Origin of the sequence: Pseudosulfitobacter pseudonitzschiae (assembly GCF_900129395.1) — a bacterium.
GTDB classification, from domain to species: Bacteria; Pseudomonadota; Alphaproteobacteria; order Rhodobacterales; family Rhodobacteraceae; genus Pseudosulfitobacter; species Pseudosulfitobacter pseudonitzschiae.
In genome coordinates this window covers 43738-65069 of record NZ_FQVP01000002.1, presented here as the reverse complement: position 1 = coordinate 65069, position 21332 = coordinate 43738, and the positions used below count along the sequence as shown (strand labels likewise).

Sequence of the window (21332 nt, the reverse complement as noted above, 5' to 3'; positions counted from 1 at the left end):
GGTCTTCCCTATTCGGATATGGAGGTCAGGCGCACATCTGATGTCGCCGGAATGTGTTGCAACAATGCGTCCACCCACGGCCCCCGCGATTTGGGGCGCACATGGGCGTCGTCGTAGAAGGTGGCATTGTCGTTAAGCTGGCGCATGTCGAGGTATTCAAACCTCGCCAGTTGCTGCATGCGGGTAACGGACTGCGCGATCCGGTCACGGTGGTCAGCGTCGTAGGGCACACCCTCTGCGTGCCAGGCGGGGATCGGCAGATCTGCCAGGATGACCTGCGCACCCTTCCCTGTCAGCCGCTGCACCAGAGCCTCGAGAGCTGCGTATTGCTCGCCCTTCAGGTCCTGTGATTTCATATAGTGCGCGCGATAAACCAGTGCGTCCGCACGTTGACCTGCATCGAAAACCATCGTGTTGCGGGTCTGTGTGTCGATCCGGGGCGGCCGGACAAAGAAAAGGCTGCGCAGATCGGCGGTGAGCGCACGCATGCCTTTTTCCAGGGCGATGAACGGATGCACGATGATCGCAGCCATATCGGCGTCCCGGTCAGATATCCAAACACTCAGGCCGGTTTCGGTACGTTTCTGAAAACCATATCGGAACCGCTCGGTGTCGATATCCGTGGTAAAGCTGTCTGCCTTCGCACCCGTCCAGCGGGACTGATTGTCGATGAAAGTGGCGTACCAGATACCAATCACGAACGTCTGGCCGGTCAGATCGTCCTTGCCGATAGAAGCAAGCGCAAGGTCTGCAATCTGTCCGATCTCGGTGACATTGGCATCCCCGATGCCAAGATTGTGCACCGCCCGCTGCGGCAGACGTTCCGCAATGGCATCACGGTCAAATCCGACCTGCACGTTGCTGGACCCCAGAAGGATCACGCGCTCACCCGGCACGCGCAAGCTTTTCCGACCGTAATAGATCAGCCTGGGCGATGTGGCATAGACGGTCTCGGACGCCCGGAAGGTGTCGATTGGTGACGTGTCGCCGGGGGGTGGGAAAACAACCAGGGACACCAGCAAGGCAAAGGCGCTGACCCCGATGAAACTGATCGCCAGCAGTCCAATCTGTCGCAACACGGCCCACATATCAGAAATCCGCATAAACAAACCCCGCACCTTTGTTCAGGATTGTCTGTGTCGTGATACACATGTAGATGACCGCCGCCATGCTGGCATAGGACACCAAGGCGGGTGCTTTTGCCCACTCAAACGTCCATCGCGACCGGCCCGTGATCAGGTCTTGGAGGGCGACGCAGATGATCCAGCCAAAGCTGAGCACAGCCAACGCCATCAGCCAGCCAACCACGCCAAATTCGCGCGTAAGCGCGACAAGGTCGGACATGTCCATCCAGAACGCCAACAGCGCGATGGCGAAAAATCCGATGGTCAGCCCGCGCGCGGCATAAGTGTAAAGCGGGTTGGCCGCCAACGCGCGCATTCCCTTGTGACCCAAACGCGCCGTCAGCGCGACCTGCCACAGCTTGTTGATGCTCACACCCAAGCCCAGCATCAACCCGTAGGCAATGAAGATGGGCGTCGTGCCGTGCCAGATCCCGAGTACGGTAAAGACAAAGAAAAAGGTCAGCACACCAAACAGCGGCGCCATCCTGGACGAAGGCCAGCGTGTCAGAAGGACCGCCATGATCGGGTTGAATGCATATTGTTTGAACCAGTTCGACAACGTCATGTGCCAACGGCTCCAGAATTCGAGCATACTGCGCGACAGGAACGGACGGTTGAAGTTTTCGGGCAGTTCCAATCCGGCAAGCCGGGCAATTCCGATGACAATATCCATGTAGCCGGAAAAGTTCATGTAGAGGTAAAAGGTGTAACAGGCGGCCGCGACGCTAAAGAGCAGCACCATCTTGGGCAAAGCCACGCCCTCCTGCGCGAAAAGCTGCGGCGTCACGTTGTCGAAAACGTAAAGGGCGCTGGCCGCGAGGATCAGCACCTTGGCATATCCCTTGACGATACGGACAAGAGTTGCGCGGATCATCAGTGTCTGCGCCGGTAACGGCGACAAGAAATTCGCCTTGAAGCTTTGGTACCTGTCGATGGGGCCGGACACAAAGGCGAGGAAGTGTGTCGTGTAATTCAGGTAGTCAACCAGCGACACCTTATACTCCAGCGTCCCTTCGACACCGTCGTAGATCATGTGCAGGATACGGAACAGAATGTAGGACAGACCCAAGGTGGAAAATACAATCGGCACCTCGGGCAGGAATGCAGCAAGTGCATAACCCTGAAGCCAGATGAACAGCGCGACGATCACCGTGACCCATGTCCAGCACAACAGACGAGACGGGTGCCGTTGCACGGTTTTGATCGCGCAGAACCCCAACAAGAGGAAGCCCGCCAAGGGCAAGGCACCGATAGGTGACGCAAAGACACCCGCCAGAAACAGCAGATTGGCCCCAAACAGGACCGCAGACTTCCCGACGTTATGAGACTGCAACCGGAATAAGAGAACAAAGAGAAGCGATAGGCCCAGAAATGCGGGCGAAAAAAGAGACACGAAACAACTCCAAAAAATTGGCAGTAGTATAAAATTCAAAAATTGTGCGATCTGGCCAAAAAATTAGTTCAGTTCTACAGAAACGGAACGATTTGGCGTGTCGCAGAAACGTAAATGCAAGTGGCGGCAGGAAAATCTGCGCGGAATATGACATCAGCATAAGAGCACGAGCTGATTCGGAAAAGAGAAATAGGCATTCTACCCTTGCGGGAAGTCACTCAGCTTATTGGTGCAGACTTTCAAGAAAAAACCAATGTCGTTGTTTCCTGTTCGATCAGCTCGATCAAAAAACCGAGCGGGGCATAGAAAAACTGGATGTGCGCGCCCTCGAATGCCACCGCAGGTGCAGGCACCGAAACCGCAATGCACCCTTGCGCTTCGAGGTGAGCCGCAGCCGCAGCCAGATCGGGGGTGATGTAGGCCAGGTGGTTGAGGATATTCTTACCTGACTTCAATGCCTGTGAAATAGGCGACTCCGGGGCGCTGGGTGCGATCAGTTCATAGATCATACCGCAGGCGTCCTTGGCAAATTGCACATGTACTTTCTGGATCGGGTCCATTGTGGGAGCCGTCCAACCGGAAATGCCGATTGTATCGCCTAAAAATGCGCGGCCTTCAGCCAGATCGGCGCAAACAATCCCAAGATGATCAAAACTCAACTTTGCAGACACAATAAACCTCTTAAATCAGGATTTCTTTCTATGGCGTGACGATAGGTCGTTGAAATAATTGTGGCAATGCGTAACATCAAAGGGCTTGGACCCGCCAATCGCCTGTCCAATGCCTTTTGCTTCATACCATTTTTAAAATCGATTTTTGAAATTTCACACCATTCTCGCTTTCAATAGTGGACTATTTTTAATGTATGTTCCTACAGGGCAGTTCGCCCGGAAAAACGCGCCTTCCAACACCGGACTGCACGTATGACAACTGCCAAATCATCTCTGGGCGGCGGTATCTGGGTCACGGTCTCACGGGTCCTGGCGCAACTGATCCAGTTCGTGATCTTCATGGTGGCTGCGCGCATCCTGCAACCGGCCGAGTTTGGTATCTTTGCGCTTGTGGCGGCGGTGATCGTTTTCCTGAACCAACTCGCGATTGCCGGCTGGTCAGAATACATCCTGAACTGGCAGGGCGAAGTTGCAAGGCTGCGTCATGCACTGTTCGTGGCCTGTGTCGCCGGGGCCTTTCTTGCTGTTGCAGGGCTTGTGATGTCCTTGCCGATTGCGATGCTGTTCAAGCAACCCGCTGCCGCGCCCCTTGCAAGTATACTGTCATTGTCCGTGTTCTTTGCCGCCGTCGCCTCGGCCTATGCAGGCGTGCTGATCTGGCAGCACAAGCTTGCCGCATCCGCCATTTGCCCGTTGCTGGGCGAGGTCATAAATCTTGCCGTGGCCATTCCCGCCCTGTTATCCGGCCAGGGCATCATGGCTCTGGCATATGGCAGACTGGCCGGTGCCGTGGTTTTTTGCCTGTCCGCTATTGCCATCGCGCGCCTCGCGCCCGCGATCGCGCCGCAGCGATCAATCTACCACGAGATTGCCCACTATTCCTGGAACATCACCCTCACACGACTGCTCAGCGCGGCACGCGCCTATGGCGCAACGCTGATTGTTGGTGGCCTGATGGGCCCAGCTGCCGTCGGTTATTACCGCGCCGCCCAACGGGTGATCGGTGCGTTCGAGGAAATTGTGAGCGAACCCGTTCGGGTGCTGACCTGGAGTTTTTTCCGCAAGCTGCCCCGATCCGAACCCACGCACGCAACTTTCGGACCGGCAGCGGACCGCTTCTTTCCCATATTGATATATGCAAGCGCCCCGCTGTTCGTTGGGATCGCGATCATGGCCGATGATCTGGTGCGGGGCATCCTTGGCCCGGATTGGGACGCTGCGGTGCCCGTGGTGCAGATTTTGTCGATTGCAGCGTTGATACGTGCTTCCGGCACCGCATCAATCCCGATCCTGTCCCTGGTGGGCAAGGTCAAACTCCTACCACGTTACATGCTGATCTATGCGTTGGTAACGCTGGCTTGTATCGCGGTCGGTGCGCTGTTCGGACTGATCGCCACGGCAGTGTCCGAGATTGTGGCGGCATTGGCGGTCTTTGTGATCAGTGCAAAGATCATGCAGCACCACACCGGGATGCGCTGGACTTTCATTTTCGCGGCCAGTTGGCCCGCGCTTCCGGCCTTGGCCTTGTCAATCGCTGTGCCACTTGTCGCAGACCGGTATGATCTGCTGACACAAGTTCACCCCCTGCTGCGCTTCCTGATGCTTGGAGTGGCGATGATCATCGTTTACCTCCCCACCCTCACGCTGTGCGACAGGACCTTGTGGTCACGTCTTTCTGGGCGCGATTCTGGTTAGAATTTGTCCCGGATTACCGGTCCGGTTAACCAAAAATTCATCTTTTGAAGTCATCAAATTCTTTGCAGGCGGAGAAATGTGATGAAGTTTGATGTAGAAATTGACGATTTTCGGCGGAGATTGGCTCAATAGGGTCAAAACCAGTGCAAATTCTCTCATGTAATTTACAAAATTTGCAATTTTGCAACTTTTCACGATGTTGGTTGGGAAAAGACACCAGCTGGTTTGCACTTTCTGGAGAAATTCGGCGAACATAGGAAACGGAAATTCAAAAATGACCTTAGCACATTGCAGAGATGCGAATCTGCGACGAATCGTGGTCGAGTTCTGTGCCTTGTTTTGGGCTTTATTTCTGTCACTCCTTCCATTGCTCACCCCATAAGTTGCATAATTCCGCACCAATTCCACCATAGGTAAGTGATTGTTGACTTACCCTGAAGCAGGCCAGATTGGTCGCCTCGAAATTCTTTACCCTAGGTCAGACGCAAGATGAAGCGCCGCCAAAATAGGCGGACACTACAGTTTGTGGTGAAATCGGCTCAATCACCACCCTGGATTGAAGTTCCCTTCGGCCCTAATGCCAGAGTTAACAAATTAGCTTTGGCCATTCAGAAATAATGCCTTAATCTAGCCTCAATAGAACGTCTAAATTTTTAATCTTGCTATTAAATAGTCGGACTGACCTGCTGCTAAATTTAAATCAGAGCACAGGCCCTAATTTCTAATCAGTTCCGATAATTTGCCTAAGGACTTCACATGTCGGTTGATGAATCAAAGTCGATTCCGACTGCGATATTTTATGACGCAAACCAAAGCCTTATAGATGGCTTTGCCAGGACAAGTGCCGCCGTGCCTGACACGGTGGCACTTGCCGGTGGCAATTCTCGTTACACCTATTCTCAAATGACCGATGCATCCGACAGGATTGCGCGGCATCTTTTGGCGATTGGTGTCAAACCCGGTGACAATATTGTCTTGATTTCAGACCGCACGGCAAACGCCGTGTTGGCGATGACGGGGATCATGCGTGCAGGCGCGGCCTATGTCCCCCTTGATCCCGCCTACGATTCCAAACAATTAACCTATATAATCAAGGACAGCCGTCCCAAGGTCATCCTGTGGGACACGCCCTATGGCCACCTTTCCCGGTCCCTGTGCCCAAAGAAGGTTGACCGTCTGAGCGTTCAACGTGCGTTGGACACTCACGTGGACGGGACTGACGCATTTCCAAACCTGCACGGCGATGATCCTTGCTATGTCATGTACACCTCGGGTTCCACCGGCAAACCCAAGGGCGTTGTCTTGCCACACCGCGCCATCCTGCGGCTGGGGTACGATCAGCCCACCGGGCAAGTCCTGCGCGGCGATGTGGCGCTGGCCAATTCGACAATCGCCTGTGACGCTTCGATGTGGGAAATCTGGGGGCCGCTGCTGAACGGTGCAACCGTCGCTTTGGTCACCCAGCCCAAGCCCGCGCTGGACGAAGTGGCGCGGGTCATTCGCGACGAAAAGGTAACCGTCACCTATTTTTACACCGGCCTCGCGCACTTGATGATCGAACATCACCTTGACGATCTGGCGGGCCTGCGGCTGTTCGGGGCGGGTGGAGACGTCATGTCGACCTCGCACATTCGCAAGTTGACCGAGGCCTATCCCCACATCGATGTCATCAACTGTTATGGTCCAACCGAAAACTCGGTTCTGACCACAATGCACAAGGTAACGCCCGAAGATCTTGTGACGGGCCCGATCCCCATCGGCATTCCCACAGGTCATTGCGACTGTTTCGTCATCGACGAGGACCGACAGGTTGTGCCCGACGGCGCGCTGGGTCAGCTGGTTGCCGCAGGCCCGGGCGTGGCATTGGGATACCTAAACCAACCGGACAAGACCGCAGAAGCGTTTATACCCGATCCGCGTCCGGGTCACGAGGGGCTGGTCTATCTGACCGGTGATCTCGCGCAACGCCGCGACAGCGGCATTTACGATTTCTTCGGACGCGCGGACCGCCAAGTCAAACTGGGCGGGCGCCGGATCGAACTGGACGAGGTCGAACACCACCTGCGGGAGCTGCCGATGGTGACCGATGCCGCCGTCGTTCTTGCCACCGACAAAGGTGGCCGCAAGCGGATCGCGGCATTCATCAAACCGGCACGCGACATAGACGGCGATGACACCGGATTTATCCGCGAAGTGTTGTCCGCCCTGGGTGAGAAACTGCACGACGGTATGCTGCCGCGCATCAACAGGGTCGTTGACGACTTTGCCCTGACAGCGAACAACAAGGTCGACCGCAAGGCGTTGCTGGACCTGCTGAGCAAAGAGACCGCATCCGACACGACAGATGCGCCTGAGCAGGCGACCAACACCTCAGAAACGCGCAGTGCGCACCAAATATCTAAGCTGATCGTGGCGCGTTGGAAACAGGCGCTTGGCGATATCGATCCCTCACATGACACGACATTCTTTGACGCGGGCGGCAGCTCTCTTGAATTGGTCGACGTGCACGCCGGACTGATCAAGGATCTGGGCGTTTCGTTCGATATCATGGTGATGTTCGAAGCGCCCAAGCTGGGGCAACTGGCAAGCAAGCTGGCAGACATCGTGGCCCAAGCCCCCCCGAAAGCCCGCCAGACGAAAAAGCCCGCCAAAACAGCCGCCGCGCCATCCCACGACAACCTGCCCGATACCGCCATCGCCATCGTCGGCATGGCCGCACGCCTACCGGAAAGCGACAATCTCGACCATTTCTGGCAACATCTGTGCAACGGCGAAAACCTGATCCGCCCGTTCGCGGCAGAAGACGCACAAGACAGCTACAGCGCAGCCGAACGCGCCTCGGCTGCCTACGTGCCCGCGCGCCCAGAGCTTGCAGATGCAGGCATGTTCGACGCGAAATTCTTTGGCATGTACCCGCGCGAAGCAGCCCTGATGGACCCGCAAGCACGGGTGTTCCTGGAAATGGCGCACGAGGCGCTGGAACGCAGCGGCCACGCCGCCCAACGCGATAACGTCAGCGTCGGTGTCTTTGCGGGCTGTTCTATGAACTCGTACGTGATGCAAAACATGCTGGGCGACCGCGCCGAGACCGAGGCATTCACGTCGAATTACCAAACCGGAAAATTCGCCGAAATCACCGGAAACATGCCCGACTGTCTGGCCACCCGCGTGGCCTTCAAACTGGACCTGCGCGGCCCTGCCATGACCGTGCAAACAGCCTGTTCGACCTCGCTGACGGCGATTGCCCAGGCGATTTTGAACCTGCGAACAGGGCAAGCGGACATCGCGCTGGCCGGCGGTGTCTCAATTACCTTCCCGCAGAAACGCGGTTATATGGCTCAGGATGGCGGGCTGGCCTCGGATGACGGGACCTGTCGGCCTTTTGACGAGGCTGCATCCGGCACGGTGTTTTCCCACGGTGGCGGTGTTGTGGTTCTGCGGCGGCTGAAGGATGCGCTTGCAGACGGGGATCATATTCATGCGGTGATCCGTGGCGTCGGGATCAACAACGACGGCGCGGACAAGATTGCCTTTACCGCGCCGACCGTCAACGGACAGGCCAACGCCATCCGCCGCGCCCATGCAGATGCCGACGTTTCCGTTGATACGATTTCATATGTGGAATGTCATGGCACCGCCACGCCCATGGGGGACCCCATCGAAGTCAGCGGATTGCGACAGGCGTTCGGGCCGGGCTTGCCCGAGGCAAGCTGCGCGTTGGGATCGGTCAAGGGCAACCTTGGACATATGGATGCCGGGGCGGGTGTGGTCGGGGTGATCAAAACCGTCCTGATGATGACCCACCGCACCCTGCCGCCACTGGCGAATTTCAAAAAGCTGAACTCGCGTATCAACCTTGCAGGAAGCCCGTTCCGCATCCAGGCGCAGGGCGCGCCCTGGACTGCGCCCTATCCCCTGAGGGCAGGGGTAAGTTCGTTTGGCGTGGGCGGCACCAATGTGCACCTGGTGCTGGAAGAAGCGCCGCTGCCTGTTGATATCGCACCCCCTGAAGGCGTTCAGACACTGGTACTGTCGGCCAGATCACGCGAGGCGCTGGCCGAGATGAAAGACGCGCTGGCCGACGCGATCGAGGCGCCGGACGCGCCCGCGCTGGCCGACATCGCCTTTAGCCTGCAAGATGGCCGCGCGGCTTATGACCTGCGCCTTGCTGTCTCGGGCGACGATCGCAAAGCGGTTGCGTCCTCTCTCCGCACTGCCAGCCTGCCACGCGGCGCGGCGCTTCAAGGCGATCCACGGGTGTCGTTCATGTTTCCCGGTCAAGGGTCGCAATACCCCGGCATGGGCAGCGGGCTTTACGAAGCAGAGCCGGAATTCGCGCGCTGGATCGACCAAGGTGCTGAAATATTGCGCCCGATCCTCGGTCTCGACGTCAAAACGATGCTGTGTTTCGGTGACCCATCCGACAGGGATCTTGCCGCTGCCCTGCGCGAAACGCGGCTGACGCAACCTGCCCTCTACCTGACCCAATACGCCTGCGCGCGCTTGTGGATGGCGCGCGGCGTCCAGCCTGCGGCGATGATCGGGCATTCGGTGGGCGAATTCACCGCCGCTGCCCTCGCGGGTGTGTTCAGCTTTGAAACCGGGTTGAACATCATCAGCCAGCGCGGGCAACTCATGCAGGACCAGCCCGGCGGCGCGATGCTGTCGGTGCGGGCCACGCTGGACGAACTGGCGGACCACCTCGAAGCAGGTCTTGATATCGCCGCGCACAACGCCCCGCGCCTGAACGTGGTGGCGGGCGAGACTGCCGCCGTCGACCGGCTGGAACAGCGCCTGAAGGCGGCAGATATCGCCTGTTCGCGGCTGCACACCTCGCATGCGTTCCATTCGGCCATGATGGACCCTGTCAGCGACAGGCTGGCCAAGGCGCTGAAAGACATACCGCTGGCGGCACCCCGGATACCTTACGTGAGCTGCGTCACCGGAACGTGGATCACCGATGGCGAATGCACCGATCCTGCTTATTGGGCGCGTCAGGCGCGCGCGCAGGTCAATTTTGCCGACGCCATCACCGTACTCGCGGCAGATGAACCTGCGATCCTGCTCGAAGTCGGGGCCGGCAACACCCTGTCATCGTTCTGCGGCCAGACCCTGCCGCGTGATGCTGCCGTTGCAATTGTACAATCGCTGCCCGATCACACCCGGCCTGAAAGCGACACCATCGCAATGGCGAACGGGTTCGGCCGCATTTGGGCCGCAGGCGGATCTGTTGATTGGGCCAAGCTGGGTCCACGCGGGCACCGTCGGGTTGAGCTGCCAACATATGCGTTCCAGCGCAAGCTTCACTGGGTCGACCTCGCGTCCACCGAAAATGCACCAGCCGCCGCTCCGGTTTCCCCTCAAACGACCGCTCCGCAAAAGGAAGCCCCGATTATGACCGCGCCGTCCATTCAACACCCGTTTGATCGCAAACCCCGGTTGGTAACCGAAGTGCTGGCCTTGCTCAGCGATGTCTCGGGCGAAGAGCTTACCCCTGATGACGCAGAAGCGACATTCCTTGATCTGGGATTTGACTCGCTGTTCCTTGGGCAGGTCGCGCAAAAGCTGGGGGCGGAATACGGGCTTGAGGTGACCTTCCGCGAGCTTCTTGCCAAATACCCCACGGTCGCTGCCGTTGCCGGGCTGCTGGATGAAACACTTCCTGCCGATGTGGTGGAAGCGCCCGCAACGGTGGTGGAACAGGCCGCAATTGCGCCTGCACCGGTCGTCGCGACGACACCCCCGGCTGTCGCACCGGTTGGAGCAGTCTCTGACACTGCCGCCACATCCGTGATGCAGGCCCAGATCGCTGCGATGCAGGGGCTGTTCTCGCAGCAACTGGCGACGCTATCGGGCGCACCTGCCGTTGTGCAGCAAGCGCCAGCGCAGCCCGTAGCGCCGCAGCCCCCCGCCGCGCCACAGGCAGAGGTCATCCCGTTGCCAAAGCCAGAACCAGCCGCGACGGTTGCCACAAAGGCGAGCACGACCTTTTCCATCGGGCGCGCCACCAACGCGGGCGGCGGTGACCTGACAGCTGAACAATCGGCTTTTGTCCGCGATCTGGCCGCGCGTTACAGCGCCAAAAGCCCGAAAACAAAAGAATACGTCGAAACCTACCGACCGACGATGGCCGATCCACGCACCGCCGCAGGTTTTCGCGCCGAATGGAAGGAACTTGTGTTCCCCGTGGTTTGCGACCGCTCCAAGGGGTCCCGGATCTGGGACATCGACGGCAATGAATACATCGATCTGGTAAGCGGGTTCGGGCAGACCGCTTTTGGTCATACGCCTGATTTCGTGGTCGAGGCGATCACCCGCCAGATGGAGCGTGGATTTGCAATCGGCCCGCAAAGCGACATGGCAGGCCCGATCGCAGAACGATTTGCGCGCTTTGTGGGGCACGAACGCGCGGCGTTCTGCAATACCGGTTCAGAAGCGGTAATGGCCGCCATGCGCGTCGCGCGTACCGTGACCGGGCGCGACAGGATCGTGGTCTTTGGCAATGACTATCATGGCCAGTTCGACGAGGTGCTGGTGAAAGGCAAGAAAAGCCTGAACGATCCTACCGCCCTGCCCCTCGCCCCCGGCATCCCCCGGTCCAGCCTGTCGTCGATGGTGGTCCTGCCCTATGACGATCAGGCCAGCCTGGACTGGTTGACCGCCAACATCACGACCATTGCCGCCGTGATCGTGGAGCCGGTGCAAAGCCGTCATCCCGACCTGCGGCCGCGTGAATTTGTGAGGTCGGTGCGCGACATCACGCGCGACGGCGGGGCTGCCATGGTCATGGACGAGGTTGTGACCGGCTTCCGTGTCGGACCACGCGGCATGCAGGGCGTCTGGGACATCGCCCCGGACATGGCGACCTATGGCAAGGTCGTGGGTGGCGGCATGCCCATCGGCATGCTGGCAGGGTCAAAGCGGTTCATGGACGCGCTGGATGGCGGACAATGGCAATTCGGTGATGCGTCAGTTCCCGAAGCATCGCCGACCTTCTTTGCCGGCACTTTCGTACGCCATCCGCTGGTTCTTGCCGCGATGGAGGCCACGATGGATCACATCGACGCGCATGGACCCGACCTGTGGGAACGGACGGCGGATTTGACCACTGAGACCGCAAGGCGGCTGAATGATATTCTGGCCGCACGCGGCCTTGGCCGAGTGGTCGAAAGCTATTCAAGCTGGTTGGTCCCGCAGGTCACCGATCTGGATCCGAACGCTGTGCTGCTTTACCCGCTGATGCGCCTGGCCGGAGTGCATGTGCAGGTCGGCTATGCCTTTATCTTCACCACGGCGCACACGCAGCACGATGCCGACACCGTGGTCTCCGCGTTCGAGAATGCGGTCGACACACTGCGTGCGGTCGGCATCCTTGGAAACGGCACATCGGTGCCGGTGGCCTTGCCCCCCGTGGCCGCGGGGGCGGCGCCAACCAAAGGCATCCCTCTCACCGAGGCCCAGCGCGAGATCTGGATGACGGCACAGCTGGGCCGAACTGCGTCATGCTGCTTTAACGAAAGTGGCTCGCTGGAACTCAGTGGACCGCTGGACCTGGATGCACTGCAAACGGCGCTGGATCAGGTAATTGCCCGCCATGACGGGCTGCGCATGGTGTTTGCACGCAGCGGCGAAACCTTTGACATTCTCGATCCCTACACGCTGCCGCTGAAACTGCATGATCTGAGCGATGCAGACGATGCCGCAGTCGAGACGCTGCTGGCCGAAGATGCCGCGACCGAAATCGACATTGTCACAGGGCCACCGCTGCGCGCCTTTGTGGTGCGCCGGACTGCTGACAAACATCTGCTGGTCCTCAACGCACATCACATCGTTTGCGACGGCTGGTCCTTTAACGTCATCGCTCAGGATCTGGCTGCATTTTACACCCAAGCCGTGAACGGCACGCCGGCCAATCTGCCGGACGCACCTTCGTTTGCGAAATTCGCTACGGAAAAGACGAGCGCAACTTCCGCGCCCGAAACACTCGCATTCTGGCGCGACCGGTTCAAGGACGTGCCGGACCTGCCCGAGCTGCCCACAGACCGCGCACGCCCCGAGATAAAATCCTTTGCAGGCGCCACATGCACGGCACTTATTTCCGGTGAGGTGATGCGCGCAGCACGCAAGGCCGGTGCGGCGCAAGGCTGCACACTGTTTTCAACACTCTTTGCCGCATTGCATATCACCGTTGCCAGACTGACCGGCTCCGACGACATCGTTCTTGGTGTGCCGACAGGCGGGCAGGCTTTGCTGGAAAATCAGGCGATGGTCGGGCATTGCGTTAACTTCCTGCCGATCCGCGTCGCGCAGGAACCGGACATGCAGACTTCGGCCTTTTTGGCGCAGGTCGGCACGACGGTGATGGATGCTTTTGACAATCAGGATTACACCTATGGCACTCTGGTGCGTGATCTCGACATTCCAAGATCGCTCAACCGCCTGCCCCTGACCGAAATCCAGTTCAATCTGGAACGCCTCAGCGAAGGCCTAGAGATGGGTCCGCTAACGGTCACCATGACCCCCAACGCCAAACGTGCGGTCAATTTCGATCTGTTTTTCAATGTGGTCGAACGCAAGGACGGGCTGCGGGTCGATGTCGACTATAACACCGACGTCTTTGACGCCGACACGGTGATGCGCTGGGTTGGCCATCTTGAAACCGTGTTGGGCGAACTTGCGGCCGACACCGCGCGCCCGCTGGCACAGCTTCCGATCACCTCGCGGGACGAACAGGTCTGGCTGGCCGAGACGCTGAATGCCACGCAGGTGCCAGTCACCGCCGTGCAGACGGTGCATGCGCGCGTCTCGCAAGCTTGCACCCAACATGCAGACCGCGTCGCAGTTGAGGACAGCGAAGGACAGCACAGCTATGCCAGCATCGCCGCCCACAGCGATGCTATCGCGGCGGCGCTCCAAGCGCAGGGCGTCAAAAAAGGCGAGCGGGTGGCCGTGGCATTGCCCCGTTCAGCCCGATGCATCGCAGCCTTGCTGGGCGTAATGAAAGCCGGGGCCGCTTATGTGCCCATCGACCAGTCTCAACCCGCCGAACGGCTGCGGATGATCCTGAAGACTGCCGACGTCAGCGCCATCTTGCATGACGGCACAGAGACGCCCGACTGCGCCAAGGACTTGGACCTGCCGACGCTTTCACTTGAAACAATGCCCACAGCGGGAACGCCCGAACCGGTCGAAACGGACGGCGACACTGCAGCTTATGTCATGTTTACATCCGGTTCGACCGGCACACCAAAAGGGGTAGAGATCGGCCATGCTGCCGTCGTCAACCTTTTGGAATCCATGGCGCGGGACACGAACTTTGACCCCGAGAGCAGCCTGCTTGCCGTGACAACCATCATGTTCGACATCTCTGTTCTTGAATTGTTTATGCCGCTGATCTGCGGCGGGCGCACAGTGATTGCTTCGCATGATGATGTTCTTGACGGCTTCCGGCTGGTCACGCGGATCAAGCAGGGTGACATCAGCCACATGCAAGCAACACCGACATTGTGGAGCATGTTGCTGGAAGCCGGGTTTGAACCGGTTGAGGGCCTGACCCTTCTGGCCGGTGGCGAACCTCTGGCGCAGGATCTGGCGGACAAGCTTACAGCAGGTGGTGCGACGCTTTGGAACGTCTACGGCCCGACCGAAACGACCATATGGTCCGCCGCTGTGCGCCTTGCCGCCGGCGACCCTGTCACGATCGGCGGCCCCATCGCAAACACCGAAATGCATGTTCTGGGCCGCAACGACATGCTGCTGCCGGTGGGTGCAGTTGGCGAGTTGAACATTGGCGGGATTGGGTTGGCGCATGGCTATTTCCAACAACCCGATCTGACGCAAGCCGCCTTTCGCGACGTGACGCTGCTGGGGCAGCCACGCAGGCTGTATAAGACCGGCGACATGGCCCGTCGCCTGGCGGATGGCCGGATTGAAGTGCTGGGCCGTGCCGACGCACAAGTGAAATTGCGCGGTTTCCGAATTGAGTTGGGCGAGATCGAAAGCAACCTGCGCGCCCTGCCAGAGGTGTCCGCCGCAGCAGTGGCATTGCGACCTTCGCCACGCGGAGGGGATCAGTTGGTGGGCTATATTGTAAGCAAAACAGGGACCGAATTACAGGCCGAAACCCTTGCGCGCGCATTGGCCGATAAGGTTCCGGGCTATATGGTGCCGAGCGCCTGGGCGTTCCTGAGCAAACTACCCTCCACAGCCAACGGCAAGCTGGACCGCCGCGCCCTGCCCGATCCCGACACAATCGCCGATGTGACCGCACTTCATACCGCGCCCACCACCGAGACAGAGCGCAAGATCGCGCAGGTTTGGGAACACGTGCTGGGGCTGAAAACCGTATCCACATCGCAAACGTTGTTTGCATTGGGGGCAGACAGCCTGACGGTCTTCCGCATCGCAGCACGGTTGATCGACGCAAATGTGAACATCGAAGCGCGTCACCTGCTGGAGTATCCGTCGATTGCCCGACTGGCCGAGTTCGTCGATCAGCGCGGTGCGCGTGGAGGTACGGAAGGACCGAAAAAACCGTCGCTGCGCGCCTATCGCAGAACCGCCGCGAACAGTGCCTAAAGTCAAAACGGTCCGCTCAGTTTGACGCTGACGGACCAATAACCCTTATACGTCGCTGCACCGCACCTGTGCCATCGGGCTCTGACGGGCCAACTTCGAAATCAAGCGTGTCTCCGGCCGAAAGTGTCACGGTCATGTCGGTGATAGCCAACCCCTTGCGCGTCAGCTTTTCCGCCATGATCTGCGTGCGATTGTGCAGTATGCGCAACTGCGGCGCGTCATCCTCGCCGGGAACCTGCCAATTGGCTTCGATCCGGTAGGTGCCCGATGCAGAGGCCGTGAACCTTTCCACCGCGGCAAAGGGAACGCCCGCGAACCGGGCTGTTGTGACCCAGACATCGCCGATCTGAAGCGGTGACAAATCTGGTGCACCGCGCGTGCTGGTCCAGTTTCCGTCCACGATTTCAAGCGGCGTAAGGCCAACATCCGGGCGCAATGCATAATAGCTCCACGGGTGCTGGCCATATTCGTACATGTTGTCTGCGATCAGGACAGGTTGCGGGACACGAAAGGTCACCCCCTCGCCCCAGATGATGACCGGAGTGTCCGAAAACGTGGTGACAGGATCAATCTCGCGCCCCTGCGTGTCGAAAAAGCTGACCGCACCATCAACAGAGAATGCGCCGCCGCTGCCCCAGACCACATGCACCTGTCCTGCGCCAAAGCGATAGATATGAACCGTCGGATTGTTTCCCAGGCGCACCGGACGGCCCAGCGGAAGTATCTTTTGCTGCAGGAATGCATATGCCGCTGCTGCCGGTTTCCGGTTCTGCCCCGACAATGTGAGCAACCCCATGTTGGGCCACCATTCCTCGTCGCGCAGCGCGTACCAATAGGCTGACGTCACATCAGCGGCCGCCATCGCACTGACCATTTTGAACATATAGTCGGGTGCGGCCTGCGGATCATCGAACCAATGCCCGAATTCGGTCACCTCGATCGGTTTCTCGCCGCCAAACTCACGCATCAGCGCCTTGAGACGATCCAGCTCTGCGCGCAACGTTTCGGGGTGGTCGCGGTAAGGATGCACCGAAATTGCATCGCACGACAGCAGGCCACCATAGCGGAAAAATGCGCGATAATAGCCAATGCCCACCACGTTCAAACCACTGCAACTGAACCGAGCTGCAGGATGATCAACCTGCAGGCGCGCATCAACAGCGCGTGTGATGGCCGCAAAATAGCGCGGCGGGTCTGCCGCGGCGGGCCCGCCAAAAAAGTCCTTCGAGTTCACTTCGTTGCCGATTTCGATCCGCACCTTGTCCACGCCGTAATGCGACAGGATTGCAGAGATAAACGCCGCAAACCCCGCGCGGCCTTCGTCGGTGTGCGGGGTCTCGCCAAGATCATAAAGCGGGTTCGTTTCGTTGATCACCAGCAGCGGTCGAAAGCCGCGATCCAGCATGGGGCGCATATAGATATCTGCTGCCGAAAAATCATAGACGCCTTTTTCGCGCTCCACCCGCGCCCAGTCGATTTCGTCGCGCAGCGCCATGGCGCCCAGGCTGTCGGCCTCGTCCAGCAGATCAACGGACCAACCTTGCTTAAAGTGGGTCTGCGCGCCCAGTACGAAACCATTGTCCTGTTGGCCGAGGGCCGGGGCTGCTTGAAATGCGGCAAACGCTATGCCCTGTATCAACCCGCGTATCATGATCCGCTCCAGTCAAAGACATATCTGTCATTCAGGACGCTGAGGTGATGAATGCCCCGACTGCCCGGCAGATCGTCGGGGGTCCACTGACGCAGCAAAACCTCTTCAAAGCTTTTGTCATCCAGACGCGTGATTTCCATCAGGTTCAGCCCATAGCCGTAAACGCCATGGCTGTTATTTTGGGACGGGCGAAAAAGACGTCCGTTCAGAGGGATCAAAGCGCCTGCGTTGCGTGCGTGTCCCGCCCCGATTGCCACCGGATTGCGCGGATGCGGTGTCAGCCCACCCAATGACGGTCCGTCAATTGAGAAAAGATAAAGCTCGCTTGAATGGTCCTGAAAGGCAAAATGATCAGACAGGTTGGTCAGCAACCACCATTGCCCGTCTTCTGCATGCCACAGGATTGAATCGGCCAGATACATACCCTCGAACGCCGTTGCATGCAGGGTCCAGCCGGTCGGGAAGTCTGTAGCGCGCCAGACCTCAAGTCGACGCGACTGTTGGGTTTCGGGCATCATGAATATCTCGTCGCCATCGCGGAACACGAAAGGAAATGACAGGTGATAGGGGCAGGTCAACGCGGTGACAGGTTTGCCCAACCCCTGTGCCGTCAACTGTGCGGCCTCGATCCAGCCCGCGCCATCATCCGCGTTCATTGCCTCGTAGAACACCCAGGTCGTGCCATCATGTTCAAACAGGAACGGGTCCGCCATCGTATGACTGTGCGCGGGCAGGACTTCCGACGCAGCCAGGTCAAGATCGGTGGCACATCCCGCACCTGCAGCCAGCCGCCAGAACAACTGTCCCTTGCCACGGCGTGCCCGCATCCTGTGGCGCAACTTGACCGCCGCGGCTTTGGCAAATGACACTGCGTAACCCAGCGTCTCGGCGACATTTGGCTGAACGGGCGGAGGGATCAAGTCAGCCGAAGGCAACGCATCCAGTTGTCCAATGGCCAGATCATGCAGCGCCCGCATGATCAACAGCACCGATTTCTCCTCGACAAATGCGCCCGTCAACACCGCTCCGGGTTTCAGATTATAAGACGCCGAACGCACCAGAACATGGCGTGGCGCATGAATGGTCCTGGACAGGATTTCCACCGGCATCCGGGGGCTGGCGCGCTGCTTTGCTGATGCGGCGGGCCAAACTGCGGATGCGGCACCGGCAAAACGCACAGACCATGAACCATGACGCGCAAGGTGCAACTGAACATCCGACAAATCGCGCGCGCCCAGCACGATGGCCAGGTCGGCGCTGTCACTGTCTTGCGGCGCTCCGCATTGAGACAATGCGGAGAAAATTGCGCGTGCGCCTGACGTGTCATAGCGGCGCAACTGACCTGCGACGAGCCGGCGTTCGATTGAAAGGATACCGCCAAGCAGCACACCGCCGGGCCGGGCGGTACGGGCTCCCTGCCCTGCCACCACACCGACAAGCGTGACAAGCGGATCAACAGCCAACCGGTCCAAGAGCATTGCCTGCCAGTCCGCAATCGGATCGCGCGCGGCCCTGACAATCAGCACACGCAGCGGACGGTGTGGAACACGGTCCATTAGCGGCTACGCTGCGCAGAAAGCCTTTTTACCTTTTCTTCCAGCACGCCGAACACGCGATCAAAACCGGACCGGGTCAGCGCATCGCCATGCCAGCCATTGACCGGGTATACCGCTACGTCACGCGGCAGCTTGCCAGACCATCCCAACACACCGTCCCGCGGGACCAACCCTTGCGAGCTTGTTACAAACAGCGCGACCTCACCATCGTAGGGCTTGAAGGAATATCTGCGGGTCTGCGAGACGAGGCAGTCCACTGTGGCATCCACAAGCATTTCGATTTCGCCCCTCTTTGCAAGCAGACCAAGCTTGCGCAGGACCCCGGCAACAAAGCTGTTTTGCGAAAATACGTCGCGCCACATGATGTCACCACGTGCCCGCAGACCAAGATAATAGCGCAGACGCCGCAACCTGATACGCCACCTGTCGCGCATCAACGCCATGCCCGAGAACGCCTTGACCGCACCGGGGGCCCACGTGTCGATCATCGCAACGCTCGCCACTTGTGATCCGCCTGCCTGCAGGGTCTGCGCCAGCCGCAGTGCCACGCGTCCGTCGACACAAAGCCCGCACAGCAACAGTGGCCTGTCACCATATCTGTCAAGAACCATCTGCGTGGCCGCTGCTATCGACGGATCGAACCCGCTCTCACGCAGCTTGGACAGTGCGGCCTTGTCCGGAACACCGAGGTTGGCAACCGTGCAGTCGACCCCCATTTCGCGCGCGAGGGCATGATACATAAAGGGCTGGTTCACTGTCAGAAGCACAGGCGCGAGGTCCGAACCTGCGCGCAGTTCAATCAGATCCCAGATTCCTGAAGGCGCCAAAGGTTTTGTCCGCTTTGACTGCGTTGCCTTTTTTTCAGGTTGCAGCAATTCGCCAAGCCCGCGCAGCGTGGGTGTATTCAGAAAGGCGTAGAGACTGGGTCGTGTTCCGAAAATCTGGTCGACACGCGCAAGCATGCGCAAGGCAAGAACGGAATGGCCCCCCAAATCAAAAAAATTCCCGTCGGCCGTGATCTGATCCGGCGGCAGAACAAGGAGTTCTGCCCAAAGCGCACGGAGGTCTTCATATCCATCGAAAGCCACCGCGCTTTTTGTAGCGACGGATGCGACGGGTTCCGGTTCCAGCACCCTGTGATCGCTGGACAGCAAAACCGCCGCGCCACGGGTGGGAATGTCGGACAGACGCGTGTCGGGGGCATCTGTAATCCGCGCAAAGACATCAACCAGCAGGTTCGAAAACACCTCGATCGACGCAGCATCGAACAGGTTCGAATTATAGTCGATCATCAGGCGCCAACCCGCGTTGCGGCCCACGATGTTGACACTCAGATCATAGAGAGTGGCTGGCGAATGCGATGGCACCGACACCAGCTCGATATCGCCATAGCTGCCCTCTTTCAAAAAGGCTTTTTGCAGATTGAACATGATCGACACCAGCGGGATGCGAAGTGGGTCACGCACCGGGTTGATCACCTGAACCAGCTTGTCGAACGGCAGCATTTGATGCGCCAGTGCGCCATTGACGATGTCGCGTGTCGCTTCTGCATGACGGCCCAGCGTCGCGGTTTCGTCCACGTCGAACCGCAGCACGAGCGGGTTGGTGAAGATGCCGATCAGCGGTTCGAGGTCAACGTCCATCCGCCCCGCGACCTGCACCGCAAAACTGAGATCACGGGTGCCGGAATATAACCCCAATGCCGCGCTGAACGCCGCTGTCCCCAACGCGAAAACCGACGTGCCCAGCGATTTGGCAGCAACGGCCAGACGATCCTCGAAATCGGCGGGCAAGGCACGGATGCAGGCGGCGGTCTTAACCTCTCCCGCGGTGCGCGGACGGTCGGCGGGCAATTCGAAGTAGGGCGCGCCGCGCAATGTTTCCGTCCAATAAGTCTCTTCTTCCACCAATGCGCCGCTGTTCTCATAATCCTGAAGCCATTGCGCATAATCACCATATTGCAGGCACAGTTCCGGCAGTTCGGGTTCGACCCCACGTATCGTCGCGTCGAGGATCTGGCCAAGTTCGTGCCCCAGAACGCCAATCGAATAGCCGTCAAACACGGCGTTGTGCACCGCGATCAACAGTTCGGCCCGGTCCATCGATTTGCGTATCATCACAACCCGCAGCAAACAGGCGGTGCCCAGGTCAAAAGGCTGTTCGGCATGTTCGATGGCAATGGCGTTGATGCGGTCCGCGCATGATTTTTGATCCAGCGTCCGCACATCGACAAGATCAAGCTTGAAGTCGACGTGATCGACGACCTCCTGGACCGGCTCGCCGTCCAGCTCGACAAAGCGCGTCCTCAGGATTTCGTGACGGGAGATAATCCGGTCAAACGCGCTTTGGACCATCTCGCTGGTCGCGGGTCCACGCAATTCCCAGCGGACCGCCAGGTTAAGGCCACGGTTGCCCGGGTGTATCTGCTCCATGAACCAACAGCGTTTCTGGCCGATTGAGGTCGGAAATGTAGAAATCGCTTCGACTTCGGATAAATCTCTCATCATGGAATGTCCTTTGGACGGCCAATCGGAACGGTGTCCAACAGCAAATTTAATGACAAACTGAAATACGCAATCGCGCAAAAAATAAATGCGCAGGTTTTTTGAATATGGGCTTTTTCACATTCTCATCTCGATTGGCAAACGAGTCAAATAAAACCCT

8 protein-coding genes are annotated in these 21332 nt (G+C 58.8%); 2 read left to right on the top strand and 6 right to left on the bottom strand.

All coding sequences use genetic code 11. The features are described 5' to 3' along the window. Window positions 1-8: 8 nt before the first annotated feature. The 3 genes from BUC08_RS04755 to BUC08_RS04745 form a co-directional block, all read right to left on the bottom strand. Window positions 9-1103 carry a hypothetical protein gene (locus BUC08_RS04755; protein ID WP_143186677.1) on the bottom strand — a complete coding sequence of 365 codons (1095 nt, stop codon included), beginning with the start codon at window positions 1101-1103 and terminating at the stop codon, window positions 9-11. After that, complete coding sequence (locus BUC08_RS04750) at window positions 1090-2361, bottom strand: MBOAT family O-acyltransferase (RefSeq protein ID WP_143186676.1); 1272 nt, start codon at window positions 2359-2361, stop codon at window positions 1090-1092. The genes BUC08_RS04755 and BUC08_RS04750 overlap by 14 nt, the downstream gene beginning before the upstream one ends. A 395-nt stretch (window positions 2362-2756) precedes the next feature. Beyond that, entirely contained in the window at window positions 2757-3188 is a 432-nt protein-coding gene (locus BUC08_RS04745; protein WP_143186675.1) for a VOC family protein, read from the bottom strand. A 252-nt stretch (window positions 3189-3440) separates the two neighbouring features. On the opposite strand from BUC08_RS04745, the gene BUC08_RS04740 reads away from it, so the two are divergent. Both BUC08_RS04740 and BUC08_RS04725 read left to right on the top strand, forming a co-directional pair. Beyond that, window positions 3441-4883 (top strand): oligosaccharide flippase family protein, encoded by a 1443-nt coding sequence (locus BUC08_RS04740; RefSeq protein ID WP_037926892.1) that lies wholly within the window; start codon window positions 3441-3443, stop codon window positions 4881-4883. Between the two features lie 756 nt (window positions 4884-5639). Further along, window positions 5640-15461 carry a hybrid non-ribosomal peptide synthetase/type I polyketide synthase gene (locus BUC08_RS04725; RefSeq protein WP_081855393.1) on the top strand — a complete coding sequence of 3274 codons (9822 nt, stop codon included), beginning with the start codon at window positions 5640-5642 and terminating at the stop codon, window positions 15459-15461. 16 nt (window positions 15462-15477) lie between these two features. Here BUC08_RS04725 and BUC08_RS04720 read toward each other — a convergent pair whose 3' ends face one another. From BUC08_RS04720 to BUC08_RS04710, 3 genes are read right to left on the bottom strand one after another with little or no spacing between them, the layout of a single operon-like run. Further along, complete coding sequence (locus tag BUC08_RS04720) at window positions 15478-17112, bottom strand: hypothetical protein (RefSeq protein WP_037926894.1); 1635 nt, start codon at window positions 17110-17112, stop codon at window positions 15478-15480. Next, on the bottom strand, window positions 17109-18668 hold the full coding sequence (locus BUC08_RS04715; RefSeq protein WP_051694393.1) for a glucosamine inositolphosphorylceramide transferase family protein: 1560 nt from the start codon (window positions 18666-18668) through the stop codon (window positions 17109-17111). Before BUC08_RS04715 ends, BUC08_RS04720 begins: the two co-directional genes overlap by 4 nt. Beyond that, on the bottom strand, window positions 18668-21172 hold the full coding sequence (locus BUC08_RS04710; RefSeq protein ID WP_037926897.1) for a condensation domain-containing protein: 2505 nt from the start codon (window positions 21170-21172) through the stop codon (window positions 18668-18670). The genes BUC08_RS04715 and BUC08_RS04710 overlap by 1 nt, the downstream gene beginning before the upstream one ends. Window positions 21173-21332 lie beyond the last annotated feature (160 nt).

What these genes read in the sequence shown, in the direction of transcription:
- BUC08_RS04755 (WP_143186677.1), bottom strand. Translation starts at nt 1,103, where the DNA reads ATGCGGATTTCTGATATGTGGGCCGTGTTGCGACAGATTGGACTGCTG.
- BUC08_RS04710 (WP_037926897.1), bottom strand. Translation starts at nt 21,172, where the DNA reads ATGAGAGATTTATCCGAAGTCGAAGCGATTTCTACATTTCCGACCTCA.
- BUC08_RS04725 (WP_081855393.1), top strand. Translation starts at nt 5,640, where the DNA reads ATGTCGGTTGATGAATCAAAGTCGATTCCGACTGCGATATTTTATGAC.
- BUC08_RS04715 (WP_051694393.1), bottom strand. Translation starts at nt 18,668, where the DNA reads ATGGACCGTGTTCCACACCGTCCGCTGCGTGTGCTGATTGTCAGGGCC.
- BUC08_RS04720 (WP_037926894.1), bottom strand. Translation starts at nt 17,112, where the DNA reads ATGATACGCGGGTTGATACAGGGCATAGCGTTTGCCGCATTTCAAGCA.
- BUC08_RS04740 (WP_037926892.1), top strand. Translation starts at nt 3,441, where the DNA reads ATGACAACTGCCAAATCATCTCTGGGCGGCGGTATCTGGGTCACGGTC.